The organism is Lentzea albidocapillata subsp. violacea (assembly GCF_900100275.1).
In the GTDB taxonomy this organism is placed as follows: Bacteria; Actinomycetota; Actinomycetes; order Mycobacteriales; family Pseudonocardiaceae; genus Lentzea; species Lentzea violacea.
This window is the reverse complement of sequence record NZ_FNET01000002.1, coordinates 541,392-558,911: the sequence shown is the minus strand read 5'-3', so window position 1 is coordinate 558,911 and position 17,520 is coordinate 541,392. Positions and strand designations below refer to the sequence as shown.

Annotated in this window: 14 protein-coding genes; 7 read left to right on the top strand and 7 right to left on the bottom strand. The window is 69.3% G+C overall.

What is annotated here, in order from left to right; translation table 11 throughout:
• Nucleotides 1-4: 4 nt before the first annotated feature.
• The 3 genes from BLR21_RS07275 to msrA all read left to right on the top strand — a co-directional run bounded on the left by BLR21_RS07275 (nt 5) and on the right by msrA (nt 2,901).
• A complete protein-coding gene (locus BLR21_RS07275; RefSeq protein ID WP_090004894.1) occupies nt 5-1,168 on the top strand; it encodes an FAD-dependent oxidoreductase in 1,164 nt (387 codons plus the stop codon).
• A 72-nt stretch (nt 1,169-1,240) separates the two neighbouring features.
• Complete coding sequence (locus tag BLR21_RS07270) at nt 1,241-2,380, top strand: AI-2E family transporter (protein WP_090004893.1); 1,140 nt, start codon at nt 1,241-1,243, stop codon at nt 2,378-2,380.
• Between the two features lie 23 nt (nt 2,381-2,403).
• The gene (msrA, locus tag BLR21_RS07265) at nt 2,404-2,901 is read left to right on the top strand and encodes a peptide-methionine (S)-S-oxide reductase MsrA (RefSeq protein ID WP_090005121.1); all 498 of its coding nucleotides are present in this window, start codon (nt 2,404-2,406) and stop codon (nt 2,899-2,901) included.
• Nucleotides 2,902-2,950: 49 nt separating this feature from the next.
• Here msrA and BLR21_RS07260 read toward each other — a convergent pair whose 3' ends face one another.
• Together BLR21_RS07260 and BLR21_RS07255 are read right to left on the bottom strand one after the other, a co-directional pair.
• A complete protein-coding gene (locus BLR21_RS07260) occupies nt 2,951-3,700 on the bottom strand; it encodes an NPP1 family protein (RefSeq protein WP_420843857.1) in 750 nt (249 codons plus the stop codon).
• A gap of 174 nt (nt 3,701-3,874) precedes the next feature.
• Nucleotides 3,875-4,696, bottom strand: a complete 822-nt coding sequence (locus tag BLR21_RS07255; protein ID WP_218130781.1) for a siderophore-interacting protein — start codon at nt 4,694-4,696, stop codon at nt 3,875-3,877.
• 76 nt (nt 4,697-4,772) lie between these two features.
• On the opposite strand from BLR21_RS07255, the gene BLR21_RS07250 reads away from it, so the two are divergent.
• Complete coding sequence (locus BLR21_RS07250; protein WP_090004891.1) at nt 4,773-5,285, top strand: hypothetical protein; 513 nt, start codon at nt 4,773-4,775, stop codon at nt 5,283-5,285.
• A 60-nt stretch (nt 5,286-5,345) separates the two neighbouring features.
• Nucleotides 5,346-6,791, top strand: a complete 1,446-nt coding sequence (gene argG / locus BLR21_RS07245; RefSeq protein WP_090004890.1) for an argininosuccinate synthase — start codon at nt 5,346-5,348, stop codon at nt 6,789-6,791.
• 43 nt (nt 6,792-6,834) lie between these two features.
• Here argG and BLR21_RS07240 read toward each other — a convergent pair whose 3' ends face one another.
• Complete coding sequence (locus BLR21_RS07240; protein WP_090004889.1) at nt 6,835-7,284, bottom strand: hypothetical protein; 450 nt, start codon at nt 7,282-7,284, stop codon at nt 6,835-6,837.
• Between the two features lie 61 nt (nt 7,285-7,345).
• On the bottom strand, nt 7,346-8,197 hold the full coding sequence (locus BLR21_RS07235; protein WP_090004888.1) for a LysR family transcriptional regulator: 852 nt from the start codon (nt 8,195-8,197) through the stop codon (nt 7,346-7,348).
• Between the two features lie 27 nt (nt 8,198-8,224).
• Between BLR21_RS07235 and BLR21_RS07230 the strand changes: the two genes are divergently transcribed.
• A complete protein-coding gene (locus BLR21_RS07230; RefSeq protein ID WP_256334530.1) occupies nt 8,225-9,127 on the top strand; it encodes an EamA family transporter in 903 nt (300 codons plus the stop codon).
• A 25-nt stretch (nt 9,128-9,152) separates the two neighbouring features.
• Nucleotides 9,153-9,875: a neutral/alkaline non-lysosomal ceramidase N-terminal domain-containing protein gene (locus BLR21_RS07225; protein WP_256334529.1), complete on the top strand. Its 723-nt coding sequence runs from the start codon at nt 9,153-9,155 to the stop codon at nt 9,873-9,875.
• On the opposite strand, the gene BLR21_RS07220 is transcribed toward BLR21_RS07225, so the two are convergent.
• The 3 genes from BLR21_RS07220 to BLR21_RS07210 form a co-directional block, all read right to left on the bottom strand.
• The gene (locus BLR21_RS07220; protein ID WP_256334528.1) at nt 9,787-12,045 is read right to left on the bottom strand and encodes a CARDB domain-containing protein; all 2,259 of its coding nucleotides are present in this window, start codon (nt 12,043-12,045) and stop codon (nt 9,787-9,789) included. The two genes, BLR21_RS07225 and BLR21_RS07220, sit on opposite strands and share 89 nt — an antisense overlap.
• 52 nt (nt 12,046-12,097) lie before the next feature.
• Nucleotides 12,098-15,904: a galactose-binding domain-containing protein gene (locus BLR21_RS07215; protein ID WP_256334527.1), complete on the bottom strand. Its 3,807-nt coding sequence runs from the start codon at nt 15,902-15,904 to the stop codon at nt 12,098-12,100.
• 326 nt (nt 15,905-16,230) lie between these two features.
• Nucleotides 16,231-17,487, bottom strand: a complete 1,257-nt coding sequence (locus BLR21_RS07210; RefSeq protein ID WP_256334526.1) for an alpha/beta hydrolase family protein — start codon at nt 17,485-17,487, stop codon at nt 16,231-16,233.
• Nucleotides 17,488-17,520: the final 33 nt, after the last annotated feature.

Below are 17,520 nucleotides of genomic sequence, written 5' to 3'. Positions count from 1 at the left end.
GCATATGCCTAAGTCGAACGCCCAACAACGAGCGCTGATCGTCGGAGCGGGGATCGCCGGGCTCACGTCCGCGTGGTGGCTGGAGCGTGCCGGGTGGGACGTGTCGGTGGTGGAGAAGGCACCGTCGTTCCGTGCGGGCGGCTACCTGATCGATTTCTTCGGGCCGGGCCACGAGGTGGCGCGGCGGATGGGGCTGCTGCCGGCGCTGGAGGCGCGGCGGGCGCCGATCTCGTCGGTGACCAGCGTGGACTCCTCCGGGCGCCGGCGCGCTGAGATCTCCGCCGCCGCCTACGAGGCGGTCGCGGACGGGGTGATCAGCCTGTTGCGCGGCGACCTGGCCTCGGTGATCCGCGCTGAACTGCGAGCCTCGATCCGTTACGGCACAACGGTTTCCGCTGTCTTCGACGACGGCCGGGTGACGTTCCCCGACGGGTCCTCGGACGAGTTCGACCTGGTCGTCGGTGCCGACGGGGTGCACTCGCGGGTGCGGGAGCTGGTGTTCGGGCCCTCGGCGTCGTTCGTGCGGTATCTGGGGCATCACACGGCGGCGTTCTCGGTCCGGGACGTGGAGTTGAGCGCCCGGATCGGCCACCGCTACCAGATGCTGACCGTGCCGCATCGGATGATCGGCTGCTACGCCGTGCGGGACGGGGCGATGGCCGCGTTGATGCTCTACCGGTCCGCTTCTCCCGAGCTGCCGGCTGATCCGGCTGCGGCGCTGCGGGAGCGGTTCGGCGACCTCGGCTGGGTCGCGCCCGCGCTGCTCTCCGTGCTGCCGGAGGACGTCTACTACGACGAAGTGTCCCAAGTGGACATGCCGGTGTGGCATCGCGGCAGGGTCGTGCTCGTGGGCGACGCGTGCGGGGCGGTCTCGCTGTTCGCCGGCCACGGGGCCTCACTCGCGATGACCGGCGCCTGCGTGCTGGCGGAAGAGCTCACCGCTGGTGCCGAGGGCGCTTTCGAGCGCTATCAGGGCCGGATGAAGCCCGCCGTGGAGCACACCCAGGAGTTCGGGCGGCGGTTCATCGGCTGGATGGCGCCCTCGTCCGCGTGGCGGATCGCGTTGCGGGACATGGTGTTGCGGCTCTCCGGCCTGCCCGTCGTGCGGAAGCTGATCCGCGGCTCCGTCGCGCCGGACGTCGACGGCGTGCTCACCCCCGCCACCTGACGCGTTCCGGGTCAGGGTGATTTCGGCGCGTCCCGCCACCCGATCGGGCTAAGTCACGACAGACTGTGGGACGTGGAACGGGATCGCAGGTGGACGGACAAGGGTGAGGCCATCGGGCACGGCGTGAGCTGGCTCGCGCGGTGGAGTCTGCGGGTGGCGCTGGCCGCGCTCGGCTTCTGGATGGTCTTCTGGCTGGTCGGGAAGCTGTGGGTGGTCGTCATGCCCGTGCTGCTCGCCCTGCTGATCACGACGGTGCTGTGGCCGCCGGCCCGGTGGATGATGTCGAAGGGCCTCAACTCGGCCCTGGCGGCGACGATCGTGCTGCTCGTCGGGCTCGGCGTACTGGGCGGGGTCATCGCGGCGATCTCGTCGTCGATCGCGTCCGGTGTGCCGGAGATCGCGCAGAGCGCGCAGAAGGCCGTCAGGCAGCTGCAGGACTGGGCGTCCGGGCCGCCGTTCAACCTGCGCGACACGGATCTCGACCGGCTCATCTCGCAGGGCGTCGACCAGATCCAGTCCAGCATCGGGTCGATCGCCGGCGGGCTGCTGACCGGCGCGGGCGCGGTGACGTCGGGCCTGGTGACCGGGATCGTGGCGCTGCTGCTGGCCTTCTTCTTCGTCAAGGACGGCATGCGGTTCACGCCCTGGGTGCGCGGGCTGATCGGTGAGCGCGCCGGCGGGCACGTCACGACGGTGCTGGAGCGGATCTGGGTCACGCTCGGCAGCTTCATCCGCAGCCAGGCCGTCGTGTCGCTGATCGACGCGATCTTCATCGGGCTGGGCCTGGTGATCCTCGGCGTGCCGCTCGCGGTACCGCTGGCCGCGCTGACGTTCCTCGGCGGCTTCATCCCGATCATCGGCGCGTTCATCGCCGGTGCGCTGGCCGTGCTGGTCGCGCTCGTCAGCAACGGCCTGACCACGGCCGTCATCATGCTCGTCATCGTCATCGTGGTGCAGCAGGTCGAGGGCAACGTGCTGCAGCCCATCCTGCAGTCGCGCGGCCTGCGCCTGCACGCGGCGCTCGTCCTGCTCGTCGTCACGGCCGGCACGTCGCTCTACGGCATCGCGGGCGCGTTCTTCTCCGTCCCGGTCGCCGCCGCCGTGGCCGTCGTGATGCGCTACCTGGGCGAGGTCATCGAAGCCAGGTCCGTAATGGTTACGTCACAACCTGACGGGGATGAACCAGGGGAGACCGAACGTTCTCCTGAGTGAACACCGAGAAGAGGAGTGACACTGTGACGGAGAAGGCTGTTCTCGCGGGCGGCTGTTTCTGGGGCATGCAGGACCTGTTCCGCCGCCACCCCGGCGTCGTCTCCACGCGCGTCGGTTACACCGGCGACCCCAGCACGCCGAACGCCACCTACCGCCGCCACGGCAACCACGCCGAGGCCATCGAGATCGTGTTCGCCCCCGAGCAGCTCAGCTACCGGCAGATCCTGGAGTTCTTCTTCCAGATCCACGACCCGTCGACCCGCAACCGCCAGGGCAACGACATCGGCGCCGGCTACCGCTCGGCGATCTTCTACACCGACGACACCCAGAAGAAGATCGCGGAGGAGACGATCGCCGCGGTCGACGCCTCCGGCAAGTGGCCGGGCAAGGTCGTCACCGAGGTCACCCAGGAGTCGGACTTCTGGCTGGCCGAGCCGGAGCACCAGGACTACCTGGAGCGCTACCCGAACGGCTACACGTGCCACTACGTGCGGCCGGAGTGGCAGCTCGGCGAGCGTTGATCGCCTGACGAGGGCCGTCCCGGTGGGGACGGCCCTCGTGCCGTCGTGATCAGGCGTTCGGGTCGAACGGGATCCCGGCCGGCTTGGCGATACCCAGGTTGTGGTTGAACGCGCCGTCCTTGATCGCCAGGGACGCGCTGCCGAAGTTCGCGTTCACGAGCCTGTCGCGCACCCCGGCGGGGTAGCGGTCCCAGCTGACCAGAGCGGGGTACTGGTAGACCCCGTAGTGGTTCTCCGCCTGCTCGCCCGCGCCCGCGAGACGGAAGCAGTGCGTACTGGCGCCGTCCTTGTGGTAGATGATCTTCGGGTGGGTGCCTTCCCACTGCACGTTGGCGCGCGGGTGTGTCTTGTACTTGCCGTGCTCCGACGTCGAGACGTACTGGGCCACGTCGTTCTGCACCCAGACGACCACGTGCTCGATGTCGTGGCGGTGGCCGCAGCAGTCCCAGAGCGGCACGGCCTGGTCCTTCTCGAAGTACAGGTCGTAGAGGTAGGCGCACCAGCCGTTGTTGCACTTGGAGCGGCTGTAGGAGTTGGTGTTGTCCAGGTCGGACCGGTCGTGGCAGTTACCGTTCAGCGCGCCCGAGTTCTTCAGGCCGGTCGCGATGTCACCATTCGGCGAGATCGCCGGGGTGGGGTAGCAGCCGTCACCGTCGTAGTCGAACGCCGGTTGCCACTTGCCGTCGGCCGCCTCGTGGTTGGCAGGGATGGCGCGGGGCGGGTCAGCGAGCGCGATGCCGGGGAACAGTGCCGTGATCAGCAGTGCTCCGGCGAGCGCGGACAGGAGTTTCTTCCTCAACAGCGGCCTCCGGGATGCAGGGGAGCGAGGCTTGCGAGGCCGAAGGTGGTACATGAAGCACCTTCACGTCTAGGTACTTCATCAAATCTTTGCCGTACCGGGAAATTAACAACCCCGGAACGGAAGCGATCACGTTCCGGGGTCGCGCTCTCATCAGGCCCGTCGCCGGGCGTTTCACATGCGGGCCGAGCCGACCTTCCAGTACCCGCTGAACATGATCGCCTTGCGGTCCACCCCGCGGTCCTTGACCAGGTGCCGGCGCACCCCGGTCGCGAGCGCCGACTCCCCGCACGCCCACGCGTACTCCACAGTGGACAGCGCCTTGTCCTGGATCGCCTTCAGCACGGCGGATCCCGGCTCGGCGTCGCCGCGCAGCACCCACTCCACGTCGAGGTCGACGCGGTAGGACTCGTCCGGCACTTCGACGAACACGTGCACCGGCCGCGTCTCGACCTCGAGGATCGCGGCGAGGGCGGGCAGCGCGGTCTCGTCGGCCGCGAGCAGCACCGACCCGCCGGCGGGCGGGCGGTAGGCGGAGCCACCCGCTCGGAACCCGGCCTTGTCACCCGCGATCGCGCGCCGCGCCCACCGCGTGCCGGGGCCGGCGTCGCCGTGCACCACGAAGTCGACGTCGATCTCGGCCACGTCCTGCCGGTGCGCGCGGACCGTGTACCAGCGCAGGTCCGGCCTCGTGTCCTCGGGCATCGCGCGCAACGACGTGCGGACGTTGATGCGGTCGTCGGCCGGCATGACGAGTTCGCGGCCGGTCGCCATCAGCAGGCCGAAGTACTCGTCGGGCCCGGTCACGGCGAACGACGCGAACTCCGGCGCGTGGAAGGTGATCCGGCGCATGTGGTCGCTGAGTTCGGTCACCGCCGTGACGGTCATGACGAACTGGTCGAAGACCTCGCGGCGGTTCGCCGGGGCCATCATCATCTCGGCGGCCTTGGTGGCGGCCTTGAGGGTGAACCGGTCGAAGGCGGAGTAACGCGACATGCCAGCAACGTACACGTTTGGTTAGGCTTGCCTAAGCCATCGGGCCAAATCGAGATGGAGAGCGCACACTGCGGACATGTTCCCCAGGACCGCGCAACAACAATGGTGGTTCGAAGAGCCTGCGAGCAAGAACCGCAGCCAGGCCACCGGTCTGCGGCTCGCCATCGCCTACCTCCGGCGGGACGCCGAGGCCGTCGAACGGCTGCTGCCCGCCGACGAGGGCGAGATCTGGCTGGTGATGGGCGCGTTGGAGAACGGTCTGCTCGGTCTCAACCAGCTGTACCCGCCCGGCCCGCCGGACGAGGTGTGGGAACGGGTCACGCCGATCATCGACGCCTCCGCGCCCAAGGGGGTCGCTCCGCGCGCACGCGCGTTGCTCGCGGCGATGACGGACGCCATGTACAACGCCACGCTCGGTGAGGTCTCCGAACGCAAGGAGCGGGATCCGTACGTGGGTGCGCACCTGTACGCGGCGATCACGGCGATGCGCTCCATGGAGCACGAGGGCAGCATTCAGCGCATGCAGGCCAAGGCCGACGAGCTCGACCCGCCCCTGGATGGCGTCCAAGAGCTGTGGCGACAGGGCTGAGGCGCAACTAACAGAGACCCCGACGTGCATGCCCATACATCGTCGTGCATAATTCTCAACGTGTCCAAGGTGCTCACTTCACTTCCCGCCGGCGAACGCGTCGGCATCGCCTTCTCAGGTGGTCTCGACACCTCCGTCGCGGTCGCGTGGATGCGTGAGAAGGGCGCAGTGCCCTGCACGTACACCGCGGACATCGGCCAGTACGACGAGCCCGAGATCGAGACCGTCCCCGGTCGCGCGGGCACGTACGGTGCCGAGATCGCGCGTCTCGTCGACTGCCGTGCCGCGCTCGTCGAGGAAGGCCTCGCGGCGCTGGCCTGCGGCGCGTTCCACATCCGGTCCGGTGGCCGCGCCTACTTCAACACGACGCCGCTCGGGCGGGCCGTCACGGGCACCATGCTCGTGCGCGCCATGCTCGACGACGACGTGCAGATCTGGGGCGACGGCTCTACCTACAAGGGCAACGACATCGAGCGGTTCTACCGCTACGGCCTGCTCGCGAACCCGTCGCTGCGGATCTACAAGCCGTGGCTCGACGCCGCGTTCGTGACGGAGCTCGGCGGCCGCAAGGAGATGTCCGAGTGGCTGCTGGAGCGTGACCTGCCCTACCGCTCGTCCGTCGAGAAGGCGTACTCGACCGACGCGAACATCTGGGGCGCGACGCACGAGGCCAAGTCGCTCGAGCTGCTCAACGAGGGCATCGAGATCGTCGAGCCGATCATGGGCGTCAAGTTCTGGGACCCGTCGGTCGAGATCGCGACCGAGGACGTCACCATCGGCTTCGACCAGGGCCGCCCGGTCACGATCAACGGCAAGGAGTTCGGCGACGCCGTCGACCTCGTGCTGGAGGCGAACGCCATCGGCGGCCGCCACGGTCTGGGCATGTCCGACCAGATCGAGAACCGCATCATCGAGGCCAAGAGCCGCGGCATCTACGAGGCGCCCGGCATGGCGTTGCTCTTCATCGCCTACGACCGCCTCGTGAACGCGATCCACAACGAGGACACCGTCGCGGCCTACCACAACGAGGGCCGCAAGCTCGGCCGGCTGCTGTACGAGGGCCGCTGGCTCGACCCGCAGTCGCTGATGCTGCGCGAGTCGCTGCAGCGCTGGGTCGGCGCGGCGGTCACCGGCGAGGTCACGCTGCGGCTGCGCAGGGGCGACGACTACTCGATCCTCGACACGTCCGGCCCGGCGTTCAGCTACCACCCGGACAAGCTGTCGATGGAACGCACCGAGGACTCGGCGTTCGGCCCGGTCGACCGCATCGGCCAGCTGACCATGCGCAACCTCGACATCGCGGACTCGCGCGCCAAGCTGGAGCTCTTCGCGAGCCTCGGCATGGTCGGCACCCGCCAGTCGGCGCTCATCTCGGCCCTGCCGGAACCGACCCAGCTGATCGGCGAGGTGCCGGACGGCGGCGCGGAGGCCATCGCCTCACGCGGTGAGGTCTCGGCGGCCGACGAGCTGCTCGACGCGGCGGCCATGGAGTTCGGCACGGACTGACGTCGCGGGGTGGGCGGGATCGACCCGCCCACCCCCGCCGGCGTCAGGTCTGCGGCCACATCGAGTAGATGACGTTCTCCCCGTCGGCGCACACGACCTGGGGCATGATGCCCTCGGCGACCTGGTTGCACGACAGGGGCCCGATGTCGATCGGTGGCAGGCCCGCCTTCGGCTCCGCGCGCTGCGCGTAGTAGTCGAACAGCACCGCCCCGGCCTGATCGCAGTTCAGCCGCCCCTGCGGGGTCTCCACGACGACAGCCAGCATCTGCTTGCCGAGCGCGCCGGTGAAGGGCTGCTCGCAGTACTGCGACGGCATGCCCTCGTACTTCTCCGGAGGCACCCCGTCGAGGGCGGCCGCCGTCGTGGTGCTCGGCGTGGTCGTCTCTGGGGTGGTCGTCTCCGGCAGGCCGGTCGCCGAACCGGACCCGGCGACCTCCGGGGTGCAGCCCGCGGCGAGGAAGGCGAGGAGCACAGGTGCGATCAAGAACCTCATGCCTGCGGGTCGGCACCGGGCTCGTTGTCGTTACTCGTTCCCCTGGTCTGGCAGCGATTCCTCACACAGCGCGGTAGGCGTCGCACCCCAGCGTGATCAGGTCGGTGAGGTGCCGTGGCGGCTGGTCCTTCCACCACGCCAGCCACACCGCGATCGGCGGCGCGTCCACCACGGCCCGGTAGGCCACGCCGGGACGCGGGTTCAGGCTCGCGGTCGCCTCCGACGTCATGCCGACGGCCTGCCCGGCGGCGATCAGCGTCAGCCACTCGTCGACGCTGTGGGTGTTGCGCACGACGGCGGGGGCCTTGCCGGGCTGCCACAGGTCCAGGGTGGTCGTGCCGGTCCGGTCGTCCACCGCCAGCGAGTAGCGGGCGAGGTCGGCGAGCTTCAGCGAACGCTTGCGCGCCAACGGGTTGTCCGTCGCGACCACGCCGTAGCGCCGCTCGGTGCCGAGCAGCGCCGTCTCGAACCGCGTGTCGTCGAGTGCCCTGCGCACGACCGCGACGTCGGCCATGCCCTCGGCGAGTCCGGCGCTCAGTGAGTTCGACTGCACGAACACCAGCGGCAACCCCGGATGCTCCGTGGCCCAGGCCTTCTGGACGCGCCGGGTGTGCTTGCCGAGCGCCGCCCAGGCGTAGCCGATCCGCAGCTCGGTCAGCGACTGCGACGCGATCCGATGCAGGTGGGAGACCTCGTCCAGCACCCGTCGGGCACCGTCGAGCACCTGGGTGCCCACGGCGGTGAGCGCGACGTGCCGGGTGGAGCGTTGCAGCAGCCGCACGCCGAGCGCGGCCTCCAGCGCGGCGACCGAACGCGACACCGACGCCTGGGTCAGGTCGAGTTCCCTTGCCGCGTCGGTGAACGTGCCCGCGTCGACCACCGCTACGAACGCCCGCAGGTGCCGCAGATCCATGCGTTCAGCGTATAGGTGACGCGGCCGATGCATTTCCCGTATCAAAGCCTGGACCGCAGGCTGGGCGGCATGAAGAGCCTCGGTGGATTCGCCACGATGACCGCGAGCGCGGCCAGCAACCAGATCGGCGCTGCCGTGGGCGCCCACGCGTTCGCCGCCATCGGCCCGGCGGGTGTCGTGGCGGTGCGTCAGTTCGTGGCCGCCGCGGTGCTGCTCCCGGTGGCCCGGCCGAACCTGCGAAGATTCACCCGGGCGCAGTGGTGGCCGACGCTCGCGCTCGGGCTCGTGTTCGCCACGATGAACCTCAGCCTCTACATGGCGATCGACCGCATCGGCCTCGGCCTCGCCGTCACGCTGGAGGTGCTCGGGCCTCTCGGCGTCGCGCTCGCCGGCTCACGAACCCGCCGCGACTTCCTGTTCGTGCTGATCGCGGCGGCCGGCGTGTACGTGCTGGTGCTGCCGGGCCCCAGCAGCGACTACCTCGGCGTCGGGCTCGGCCTGCTCGCCGCGGGCTGCTGGGCCGCGTACATCCTGCTCAACCGCCTGGTCGGCGCCCGGCTGCCCGGTCTGCAGGCGCCCGCCGTCGCGACCGCGATGTCGGCGATGCTCTACGTCCCGGTCGCGGTGCTGCTGGTGCTGCACGGGAAGCTGACCGGGATGTCGATCCTGTACGCGGTCGGCGCGGGCGTGTTCTGCAGCGTCGTGCCCTACGCCGTCGACGTGATCGCGCTGCGGAAGGTGCCCGCGCGCCTGTTCGGGCTGGCGATGAGTGTGCACCCGGTGCTGGCGGCACTGGCGGGGCTCGTGGTGCTGGGGGAGACGCTCGCACTCCACCATTGGGCTGGGATCTCGCTCGTCGTCACGGCCAACGCACTCGCGGTGACTTGCTCGAAGTGGTCTGGATCACCTACCGTCAACTCCGAAATGTGAATGCCATTCACTTAGCGGGGTGCTCATGCGGACGAAAGTCTTGACGGTGGTCGCCGCACTGGTCGGTGCGGCGCTGGTCAGCGGCCCGTTCGCATGGGCGGAACCCGAGCCCTACCTGGTGGGCCGGGGCATCTCCGACGTCACCGGCCCGGCCGCCGAGAACGGCATGATGGGCTACTCCAAGTTCGACCAGAAGACGACGGGCATCCAGCAACGGCTGCGGTCGCGCGCCTACGTCGTGGTCGACCGCGCCACGAACAAGCGCGTCGCGTACGTCAACGCCGACCTCGCGATGATCTTCCGCGCGGTCCAGGAGGGCGTGCTCACCAAGCTGCAGGCCAGGTACGGCAGCACCTACACGCGCGAGAACCTGCTGCTCTCCGCCACGCACACGCACAGCGGCCCCGGCGGTCAGTCGCACAACCTCGCCTACAACCTGTCGATCCTCGGCATGCAGCCGCAGGCACTGGCCGCCGTGGTCGACGGCATCACCGAGTCGGTCGTCGAGGCGCACGAGGACGTGCGGCCCGGCTCGATCAGCCTCGGCATCGGCGAGCTCACGAACGCGTCGGTCAACCGCTCGCGCGTCGCGTTCGACCGCAACCCCGACAAGGGCGCCTTCCCGGCCGGCATCGACCCGCAGATGACGGTGCTGAAGTTCAGGCAGGGCACCGGATCTTCTTCTCCTGGCGGAACCTGCCCTCCGGGATCCAGACGCACGGGATCTGGCCGGTCTGGTCGGCCGTGACCGCGCGCTGGATCGCGTCGGCGTCGTCGGTCTGGTCGTTCGGCGTGGCACCGTACTGCGTGATCGAGACGCACTCGGCGGGCTTCTGCCCGGCCGGCGCGACCTGCTCCAGGTCGATCAGGTCGACGACGTAGAACTGCGCGTTGTCACCGGAATCGCGCTGCAGCTTGAACTTCGTGCCCGCCGGGTAGCTGCTCGCCAGCAGCTGGGAAGTCTCGTCGAACAGCCTGCGGGCGTCGCCACCCGGACGGTTCGTGAGGCCTTCGGGGTCGTCGGTCGTGCCGTAGAGCCAGCTGTGGCGCGACGACAGGGTGAGCTTCTGCACGAACTGGTCGTTCGCGTACAGGCTGATCGTCGCCTCCTGGCCACCGCCCGCGGCTGCGTCCGGGATCGAGTTGCGCACGACGATCGAGTTGGTGCTGACCGTCGAGGTGACCTCCACGAACTGGCCCTGAGCGTCGAGACGCACCGACTTGCGGCCCGAGGACTCGGACCCGAAGTTGGTGTGCCCGAACGTGCGCTCCGCGTCGGCCTGCAGCAGCGTGCCCTGATAGCGGCCCGCTTCCGCCTCGTAGCTCGTGAACGGCACGGACGCACCGCGTCCGACCACAATGGACTGGGTGGCGGTGTTGTTGTTCTCGTTGGTTTCCGTGACCACGTTGGTCGCGTCCGCCGTCGCGGTGGCCGTGGCACCGCCGTTGGTGGCGGTCCAGGTGCCGACGTTGACGGTGACGGTCTGACCGGCGTTGATCGCTCCGGTGTCGGCGGTCAAGGTGCTGCCGCCGACGGCCACGCGGGTCACCGACGCGCCCGCCGCGGAGGTGCCGCGGTTGTTGACCTGCACCGCGAACGTCACCGGCTGGCCCGCCGCCGGTGATGACGGGTTCGGCGTGACACCGGTGATCTGCAGGTCCGGTCCCGGTGCCTGGCCGACGACCAGGGGAGAGCCGGAGGTGAAGGTGTTGTTGCCCTCGTTGGACTCCGCGACCTGGTTGGCCGGGTCCACGGTGGCCGCGGCCGCGTAGGACCCGGCACCCCGCCGGCCGGCGTCCACGGTGACGGCCGCCGTGGCTCCCGCGGCGAGCGCGCCGACCTGGGCGGTGCCCGCGGCGGTGCCGCCGAGCGTCACGTTCAGCGTCGTCGCGCCGGACGCCACGGTGCCGCCGTTGCGCACGGTGGCGGTGAGCCTGATCGCGTCGGCCTCGCTCGGGTTCGCCGGGGTCCACGTCAGGTTCGTGACGGTCAGGTCGGGCGCCGGCGCGGAGGCACCGAACACCTGGAACTCGGCGACCTGGCCGCCGGGCGCGCCGGTGTTCGAGTAGAAGTGCAGCCGCACGTCCGACGCGCGGCCGGACACCGGGATGGTCACGCTGTTGCCGGTGGCCGGGTCGAACCGGTAGTCGGCGCGTGCCTTCAGGGTGCCGAACGCCGTGGCGCTCGCCTCACGGCCGAGCACCTCGAAGTTCTGCGTGCGGGCACCCCACACGCCGTCGGGGTTGAGCTTGACGACGACCGAGGTGACATCGGCGTTCGAGCCCAGCTTCGCGGTCAGGTGACCGGGGAGGCCGCCCGACTCCCAGTAGGTGCCGGTGTTGCCGTCGACCGCGTTGCCCGGCACGTAGTCGTGCACGTGCCCGGACTCCTCGACCGGCTTGCCTGCCGCGAGGTTGTCACCGGGGGGCGGCGGGTCGACCGGTCCGGACTCGCCGTGCACCTCGAACTCGCTGAGCTGCCCGGCGGCCCAGCCGGTGTTCGCGGTGATCGTGACGCGCACGTACCTGGTGCTGGTGGCCACGAAGTCCAGCGTCACCGTGTTGCCGGAGCCGGGCGAGAACACCCGCCCTGCGGAGCCGGCGAGGTCGCTGAACTGCGAGCCGTCGGAACTTCCTTGCACGGCAAGCGTCTGCGTGCGCTGCTCCCAGTCCGAGGGCAGGCGCAGCACGACCTTGCTGACGCTCCTCGCGGCGCCCAGGTCGGCCTGGATCCACTGCGGGAACACGCCGTTCGTGCTCTCCCAGTAGCTGCCCTGGTTGCCGTCACCGGCGTTCCCGGCGCCGAACGGGCCGTTGGTGCTGGACGCGGTCAGGTTCGCGGACAGCCTGACGACCGCTGCTCCTGCCGTGGGTGTCAATCCGAACAGTGCGAGGGCGCTGACCAAGGCAGCACTCACCGCACGCCTCACTAGCGTGTTTTTCATTGATTGTCCTTCTTGGCAGGGGAAATCAGTTGATAGTGATCTTGAAGGTGGACGTCGTGTTCCTGATGTCCTGGAAGTTGTCGCTGAACCTGAGGCCGTTGAACGTGACCTCACCGGCGGCCGGGCCCTGACCCGGCTCCGGCATCTCGTTGGCCCACAGGCCGAAGCCGGACTTGGCGTCGAAGGCGTCACCGCTCTTGCGCGCGCCCGAGATGCTCACGTTGGACAGCACCGTGTCCTGGAAGATGTTCTCGGCCGCACCGTTGTACTTGGTCTGGAACATGATTCCGCTGTACGTCGGATCGACGATCTCGACGTCGCTCACCCGGATCCCGGTGTACTTCTTGGAAGCGGAGAACATCCAGATCGCGCCGAACGTCTGCGCGCCCCAGAAATGACCGCCGGACCGCACGAGCGTGAGCCCGCTGAACGTCGTCGGCTCGGGCCCGAAGTCCTCCATCGGGTAACCGAAGTCGAGCGAGCTGATCGTCACGGCGGAGTAGGTGAGCGTGTCCGCCACGTAGATGTTGCGGAACGTGTTGAGCTTGCCGCCGTAGACCGCGAGACCGGCCGCACGCCACGGCGTCAGCACCGACAGGTTCTCGAAGACGTTGTTCTGCTGGCCGCTGCCACCGCCGTCGGTGGCGGCGAACAGCGCGAACGCGTCGTCGCCGGTCGACCGGGCCTCGATGTTCGCGATCCGGTTACCCGCCGACCCGTTGGTCAGGTTGAGGCCGTCCGCGTACATGTCGCGGATGCGGTTGTCCCTGATGACGTTGTTGTCGACGTTGTTGCCCCAGAACAGGCACATCATGTGCTCGACCCAGATGTTCTCGATGGTCATGTTCTGGACGCCGGCGAAGTCGAACACCTTGCCCGGCCCGTCGATGCGCGCGGTGTAGTTGCCGAACACCGCGAAGCCGCTGAACGTCGAGCCGCTAGCGGACGACTGTGCGCTGAAGCCGATGTCGGTGTTCTCCTGCGCGAGCGGAGCCTGGAACCGGGTGAACCAGGGACCCGCGCCGACCACCCGGACCGCCTTGCCGTAGACGTTGAACTTCTGCGCCGTCTGGTAGGTGCCCGCGGGCAGGTAGACGCCGACGAACGTGCCGGTCGTGTCCATCCGGACGCGGTCGAGCGCGTTCTGCACGTCCTGGTGGGTGAACCCGGCGGGCACGGCATAGCGTGCGGCGTCAGGATTTCCGGCAGCCGTCACCTGTTCGAAGTTCACGAAGTCGATCGCGTAGTTCGTGGTGTTGGCCGCGTCCTTCTGCAGCTTGATCTTCGTGCCCGCCGGGAACGTCGAGTCGAGCATCACGTTCGCCTCGTCGTAGATGTGGCGTGGCCCGCCCGCTCCCGGGGAGTTGCCCGGCCCGGCTTCGTTGCCGTAGAGCCACATGTACTTCGACGTGAGGTCGATGGCCTTGTGGAACTGGCCGTTGACGTAGACGTTGAGGTTCGACGTGATGCCGCCGCCACTGGAGCTGTCCGGGATGGAGAACCGGGTGACGAGGGTGTTGGTGGGACCGGACGTCGTGAACTCGACCGACTGGCCGGTGCCGTTCAGCGTGACGGCACGGCGGCCGGACGCCTCACCGGCGAGGTCGCCGATCGTCCTGTTCGGACTGAGGACCTGCGCGCCACCGCCGACGGCGGCGTCCTCGGCCTCGACGTGCTGCCACGGAACGCTGGCGCCGCGGCCGATGAACAGCGACTGCTCGCTGGTGTTGTTGCCCTGCTTGGCAGGGATCTCGTTGCCGTCGTCGGCGATCGCCGTGCGGACGGTGTAGCGGCCGTCGTCGGCGGGCCACGTGCCGAGGTTGACCGCGGCGGTCGTCGCGCCCGCGTTGATCGTGCCGTTGTGGCTGCCGGTCAGCGTGCGGACGGTCTGGCCGCTGCTGTTCAGGATCGTGACCGTGATGCCGTGGGCGCCGGCCGCGCTGGCGATGGTGCCCTGGTTCTTGATCGCGACGCTGAACGTGGTGTTCTGGCCGTTGGCCGGGTTGCTCGGTGACCACGACGGCACGGCCACCAGGTCGGAGCTCGGGACCGGGGTCACGACCAGCGCGTCCGGGTGAATGCGGGCGTTGTTGGTCTCGTCCTGCTCCGCGACCTTCTTGGTCTCGTCGATCTTGGCCGTGTACTCGTAGCTGCCCGAGGGCCTGGCCGCGATCGTCGTGCTCACGTTCGCCTGCGCGCCGGCCGCGAGGGCACCGACCTGGGCCGTGCCGACACTGGTGGTGCCGAGGAAGAACGTCACGTCGGTGGCTCCGGACGCCGCGGTTCCGGCGTTGCGGACTGTCGCGTTCAGCGTGATCTGGTCGGTCTCGACGGGGCTCGCCGGCGTGATCGACGTCGCGGTGACGGTGAGGTCGGGATTCGGGGCAGGGGTGCCGAACACCTGTACCTCAGCCACCTGGGCGCCGGGCGCTCCGGTGTTGGACGTGACGCGCAGCTGCAGGTCGGCGACCCGTCCGGCCGTGTTGATCGTGACGGCGTTCCCGGACGCCGGGTCGAAGCGGTGGTCGCGGCCCGCGGCGAGGCTCGTGAAGCCGGTGGCGTTCTGCTCGCGGCCGAGGACCTCGACGTTCTGCGTGCGGGCGCCCCAGATCGGGTCGGGGTTGAGCTTGACCACGACCGAGCTGACGTCCGCGTTCGATCCCAGTTGGACGGTCAGCGTGCCGGGGAACCCGTTGGACTCCCAGTAGGTGGCCACGTTCCCGTCGTTGGCGTTGGCGGCGACGAAGTCGTGCACGTTGTTGTTCGCTGTGACGGGCTTGCCCTGCGCCAGGTTCGTGCCGGTGGCGCCCTCGCGCGTCACGGAGTTGCTGGCGGGGGACTGGTTGCCGGCCGCGTCCTTGGCGATCACGTGGTAGGTGACGTGCAGGCCGTCGGGCTGGCTGTCGGTGTGGGTCGTGCCGGTCACCGTGGTCCGCAGGGTGCCGTTGGCGTAGACGTCGTAGCCGGTGACGCCCGCGTTGTCGGTGCTCGCGTTCCAGGTCAGCCGGATCTGCCCGGCCTGCGGCTCGGTGAGGGCGAGGTTCCCCGGCGCGGTGGGGGCCTGCGTGTCACCCCCGGTGGGGCCCTGCACCTCGAACTCGCTGAGCTGGGCCGCCGGCCAGCCGGTGTTCCCGGTGATCCGCAGCCGGACGTACCGCGCGGTGGCCGCGGTGAAGTCGATGGTGACGGTGTTGTTCGCGGACGGCGCGAACTCGTAACCCCTTGATGCGACGAGGTCCGTGAAGTTCTGGCCGTCCGTGCTGCTCTGGACCGCGAGGGTCTGGGTGCGGGCGCCCCAGCCGGCGGTCGGGAGCTTCAGCACGACCCGGTCGGCTTTGAGCGCGGCGCCGAGGTCGGCCTGGATCCATTGCGGGAACGCGTTGTTCGCGCTCTCCCAGTACGTGCCCTGGTTGCCGTCACCGGCGTTGCCCGGCCCGTAGTTCTGGTTGGTGCTGCTCGCGCTGTACGTCGCCTGCAACTGGGCGCTGACGGCTGCTTCGCGGACTTCGAGCTTCGCGGTGGTTTTGGTGGCGCGGACGTGCCGGACCACCGTCGGGTCGACCTGGAACGTCACCTTGCCGTTCTTGAAGGCGTGTGGTCGTTCCGCGACCAGCGTCGACCAGCCTCTGCCGTCCAGGCTGGTCTGCACGGCGAAGGTTTCGGTGCTGTTCTTCGGGGCCGTGAGGGTGACCTGGTCGATCCGGGTGTGTTCGGCCAGGTCGAGGCTGACCTGAGCGGCCTGGGCGGCGGGGGCGATGGTCAGGGTCGCCGCCGCGGTGATCAGTGCCGCTATGGGGGCTAGCAGGGAGCGGCGGCGTGTCGTCAGTGACAAGCGATGCATGGCGTGCTTGGCCCTTCTCGGTGGGGACGCGAGGGGGTATGGCGCGCCTCACCGTAGAAGTGACCAGCAGATTACCGCAATATCTCGACGTGATTGCGCAAATTTGCGACATAGCGCTTTGAGCAGGAAAGACGGGTCTTCGTGGACACGTCCGACCAGTGTCCCAACGTGCGCTAGGGCGATCACCAGCGACAGGACATCCGATGTCGCGGGAGGTTCGGGCCCGAACCTGCCCGAAAAATTGATGTGCGCTCGATAGTCCGGCTTGCGGGCGCTTGCTCTGAGCTTGCTTGCCTTGCGCAGGGTTTGCGCAAGTTTCAGAGCTTCGCGAACAACCTTCTGGTTCGGTTCAGCAGATCCAGCCTGTGCTCACGCTGCCGAAGCGAGTGTCCTTCGCCGGGATAGACGACGAGTTCGGAGTGCTTCACCGCGCCGTGCAGGAGCTCGGCTTGCTCCACCGGCACGTTCGTGTCGTCCGCGCCGTGCACGATCAACATCTCCGTGTGGATCCGATCCGCGTAGGTGAGCGGACTGTGCTCGGGGCCGTCGCCCAGCGCCGCCTCGAACGCACCCCACTCACCCGTGGCGATCAGGCGCGGCCAGTCCGAGATCCCCGCGCCCACCAGCGCGACCTTGAACCGATCCGTCCGGGTCGTGGCCCACGCGGCCATGAACCCGCCGTGACTCCACCCGGCGATGCCGAGCCTGTTCCCGTCCGCGACTCCTTCCGCGACGAGCAGGTCGATGCCGGCCTCGATGTCGTGCCACTCCTCCTGCCCCACCCTGTGCGCGACGGCGGCGGCGAACTCGTGGCCGCGCCCCTGTCCACCCCGCGGGTTGGGCAGGAAGCACGCGATCCCCTGATGCGCGAACCACTGCGCCGACGGCACCCAGTGCAACTGCAGGTCGTCGGTCCAGCGGTCGTAGGGCCCGCCGTGCACGAGCGTGACCAGGCGATACGGTCCGTCCCGGCTGGTCCTGCCCGGCGGCAGCACCAGGAGGCCGTCGAGTTCCAGGCCGTCCGGCGCTCGGTACCGGAGGCGTTCCTGGGTGCCCCAGGGGATGCCGTCGAGGTCGCGGTAGCGGGGCGGCAGGTGCGATCCCCGGACGCGGGCGAGGAAGCGGCCGTCGAGGCGGCGGAACTCGGTGTCCAGGCCGGTCGCGACGACCACGACCGGTGCCTCGCCGTCGTCCTGGACGAGGTCGATCGGGCAGGCGCGGATGCCTTCGGTGAGGTTGCGGTGGCGCTGGTCGAAGACGGCGTTGCCGCCCTGCAGGTGCGGCGGCGTCAGCGCGAGGTAGCAGACCTCGTCGCCCCACCACACCGGCGAACCGGCGTCCGCGGGCGTCGCGCCCAGGTCGGTGACGGTCCCGCCGGTCTCCACGACGTGCAGGGCGGGGTTGAGCAGGCCGGGGTCGATCTTCGGTGACGACCAGGTGATGACCGCGAGCCGGCCGTCGGGATGTCGTGCGACCTCGGCGACGTGGCGGCCGGGGATGCTCACCCCGGCCGGCGTGGGTTTGGTGGGTGGCGGGCGGTGGGCGGCGGCGATCTCGTCAGTCAGTTCCCGCACCGCGGCCCCCTTCGCATGATCTCCAGTCAACTA

Excerpts from the sequence above, each read along its gene's own strand:
- BLR21_RS07275 (WP_090004894.1), top strand. The coding sequence starts at position 5 with ATGCCTAAGTCGAACGCCCAACAACGAGCGCTGATCGTCGGAGCGGGG.
- BLR21_RS07240 (WP_090004889.1), bottom strand. The coding sequence starts at position 7,284 with ATGAGGTTCTTGATCGCACCTGTGCTCCTCGCCTTCCTCGCCGCGGGC.
- BLR21_RS07230 (WP_256334530.1), top strand. The coding sequence starts at position 8,225 with ATGCATTTCCCGTATCAAAGCCTGGACCGCAGGCTGGGCGGCATGAAG.
- BLR21_RS07225 (WP_256334529.1), top strand. The coding sequence starts at position 9,153 with ATGCGGACGAAAGTCTTGACGGTGGTCGCCGCACTGGTCGGTGCGGCG.
- BLR21_RS07255 (WP_218130781.1), bottom strand. The coding sequence starts at position 4,696 with ATGTCGCGTTACTCCGCCTTCGACCGGTTCACCCTCAAGGCCGCCACC.
- BLR21_RS07250 (WP_090004891.1), top strand. The coding sequence starts at position 4,773 with ATGTTCCCCAGGACCGCGCAACAACAATGGTGGTTCGAAGAGCCTGCG.
- BLR21_RS07235 (WP_090004888.1), bottom strand. The coding sequence starts at position 8,197 with ATGGATCTGCGGCACCTGCGGGCGTTCGTAGCGGTGGTCGACGCGGGC.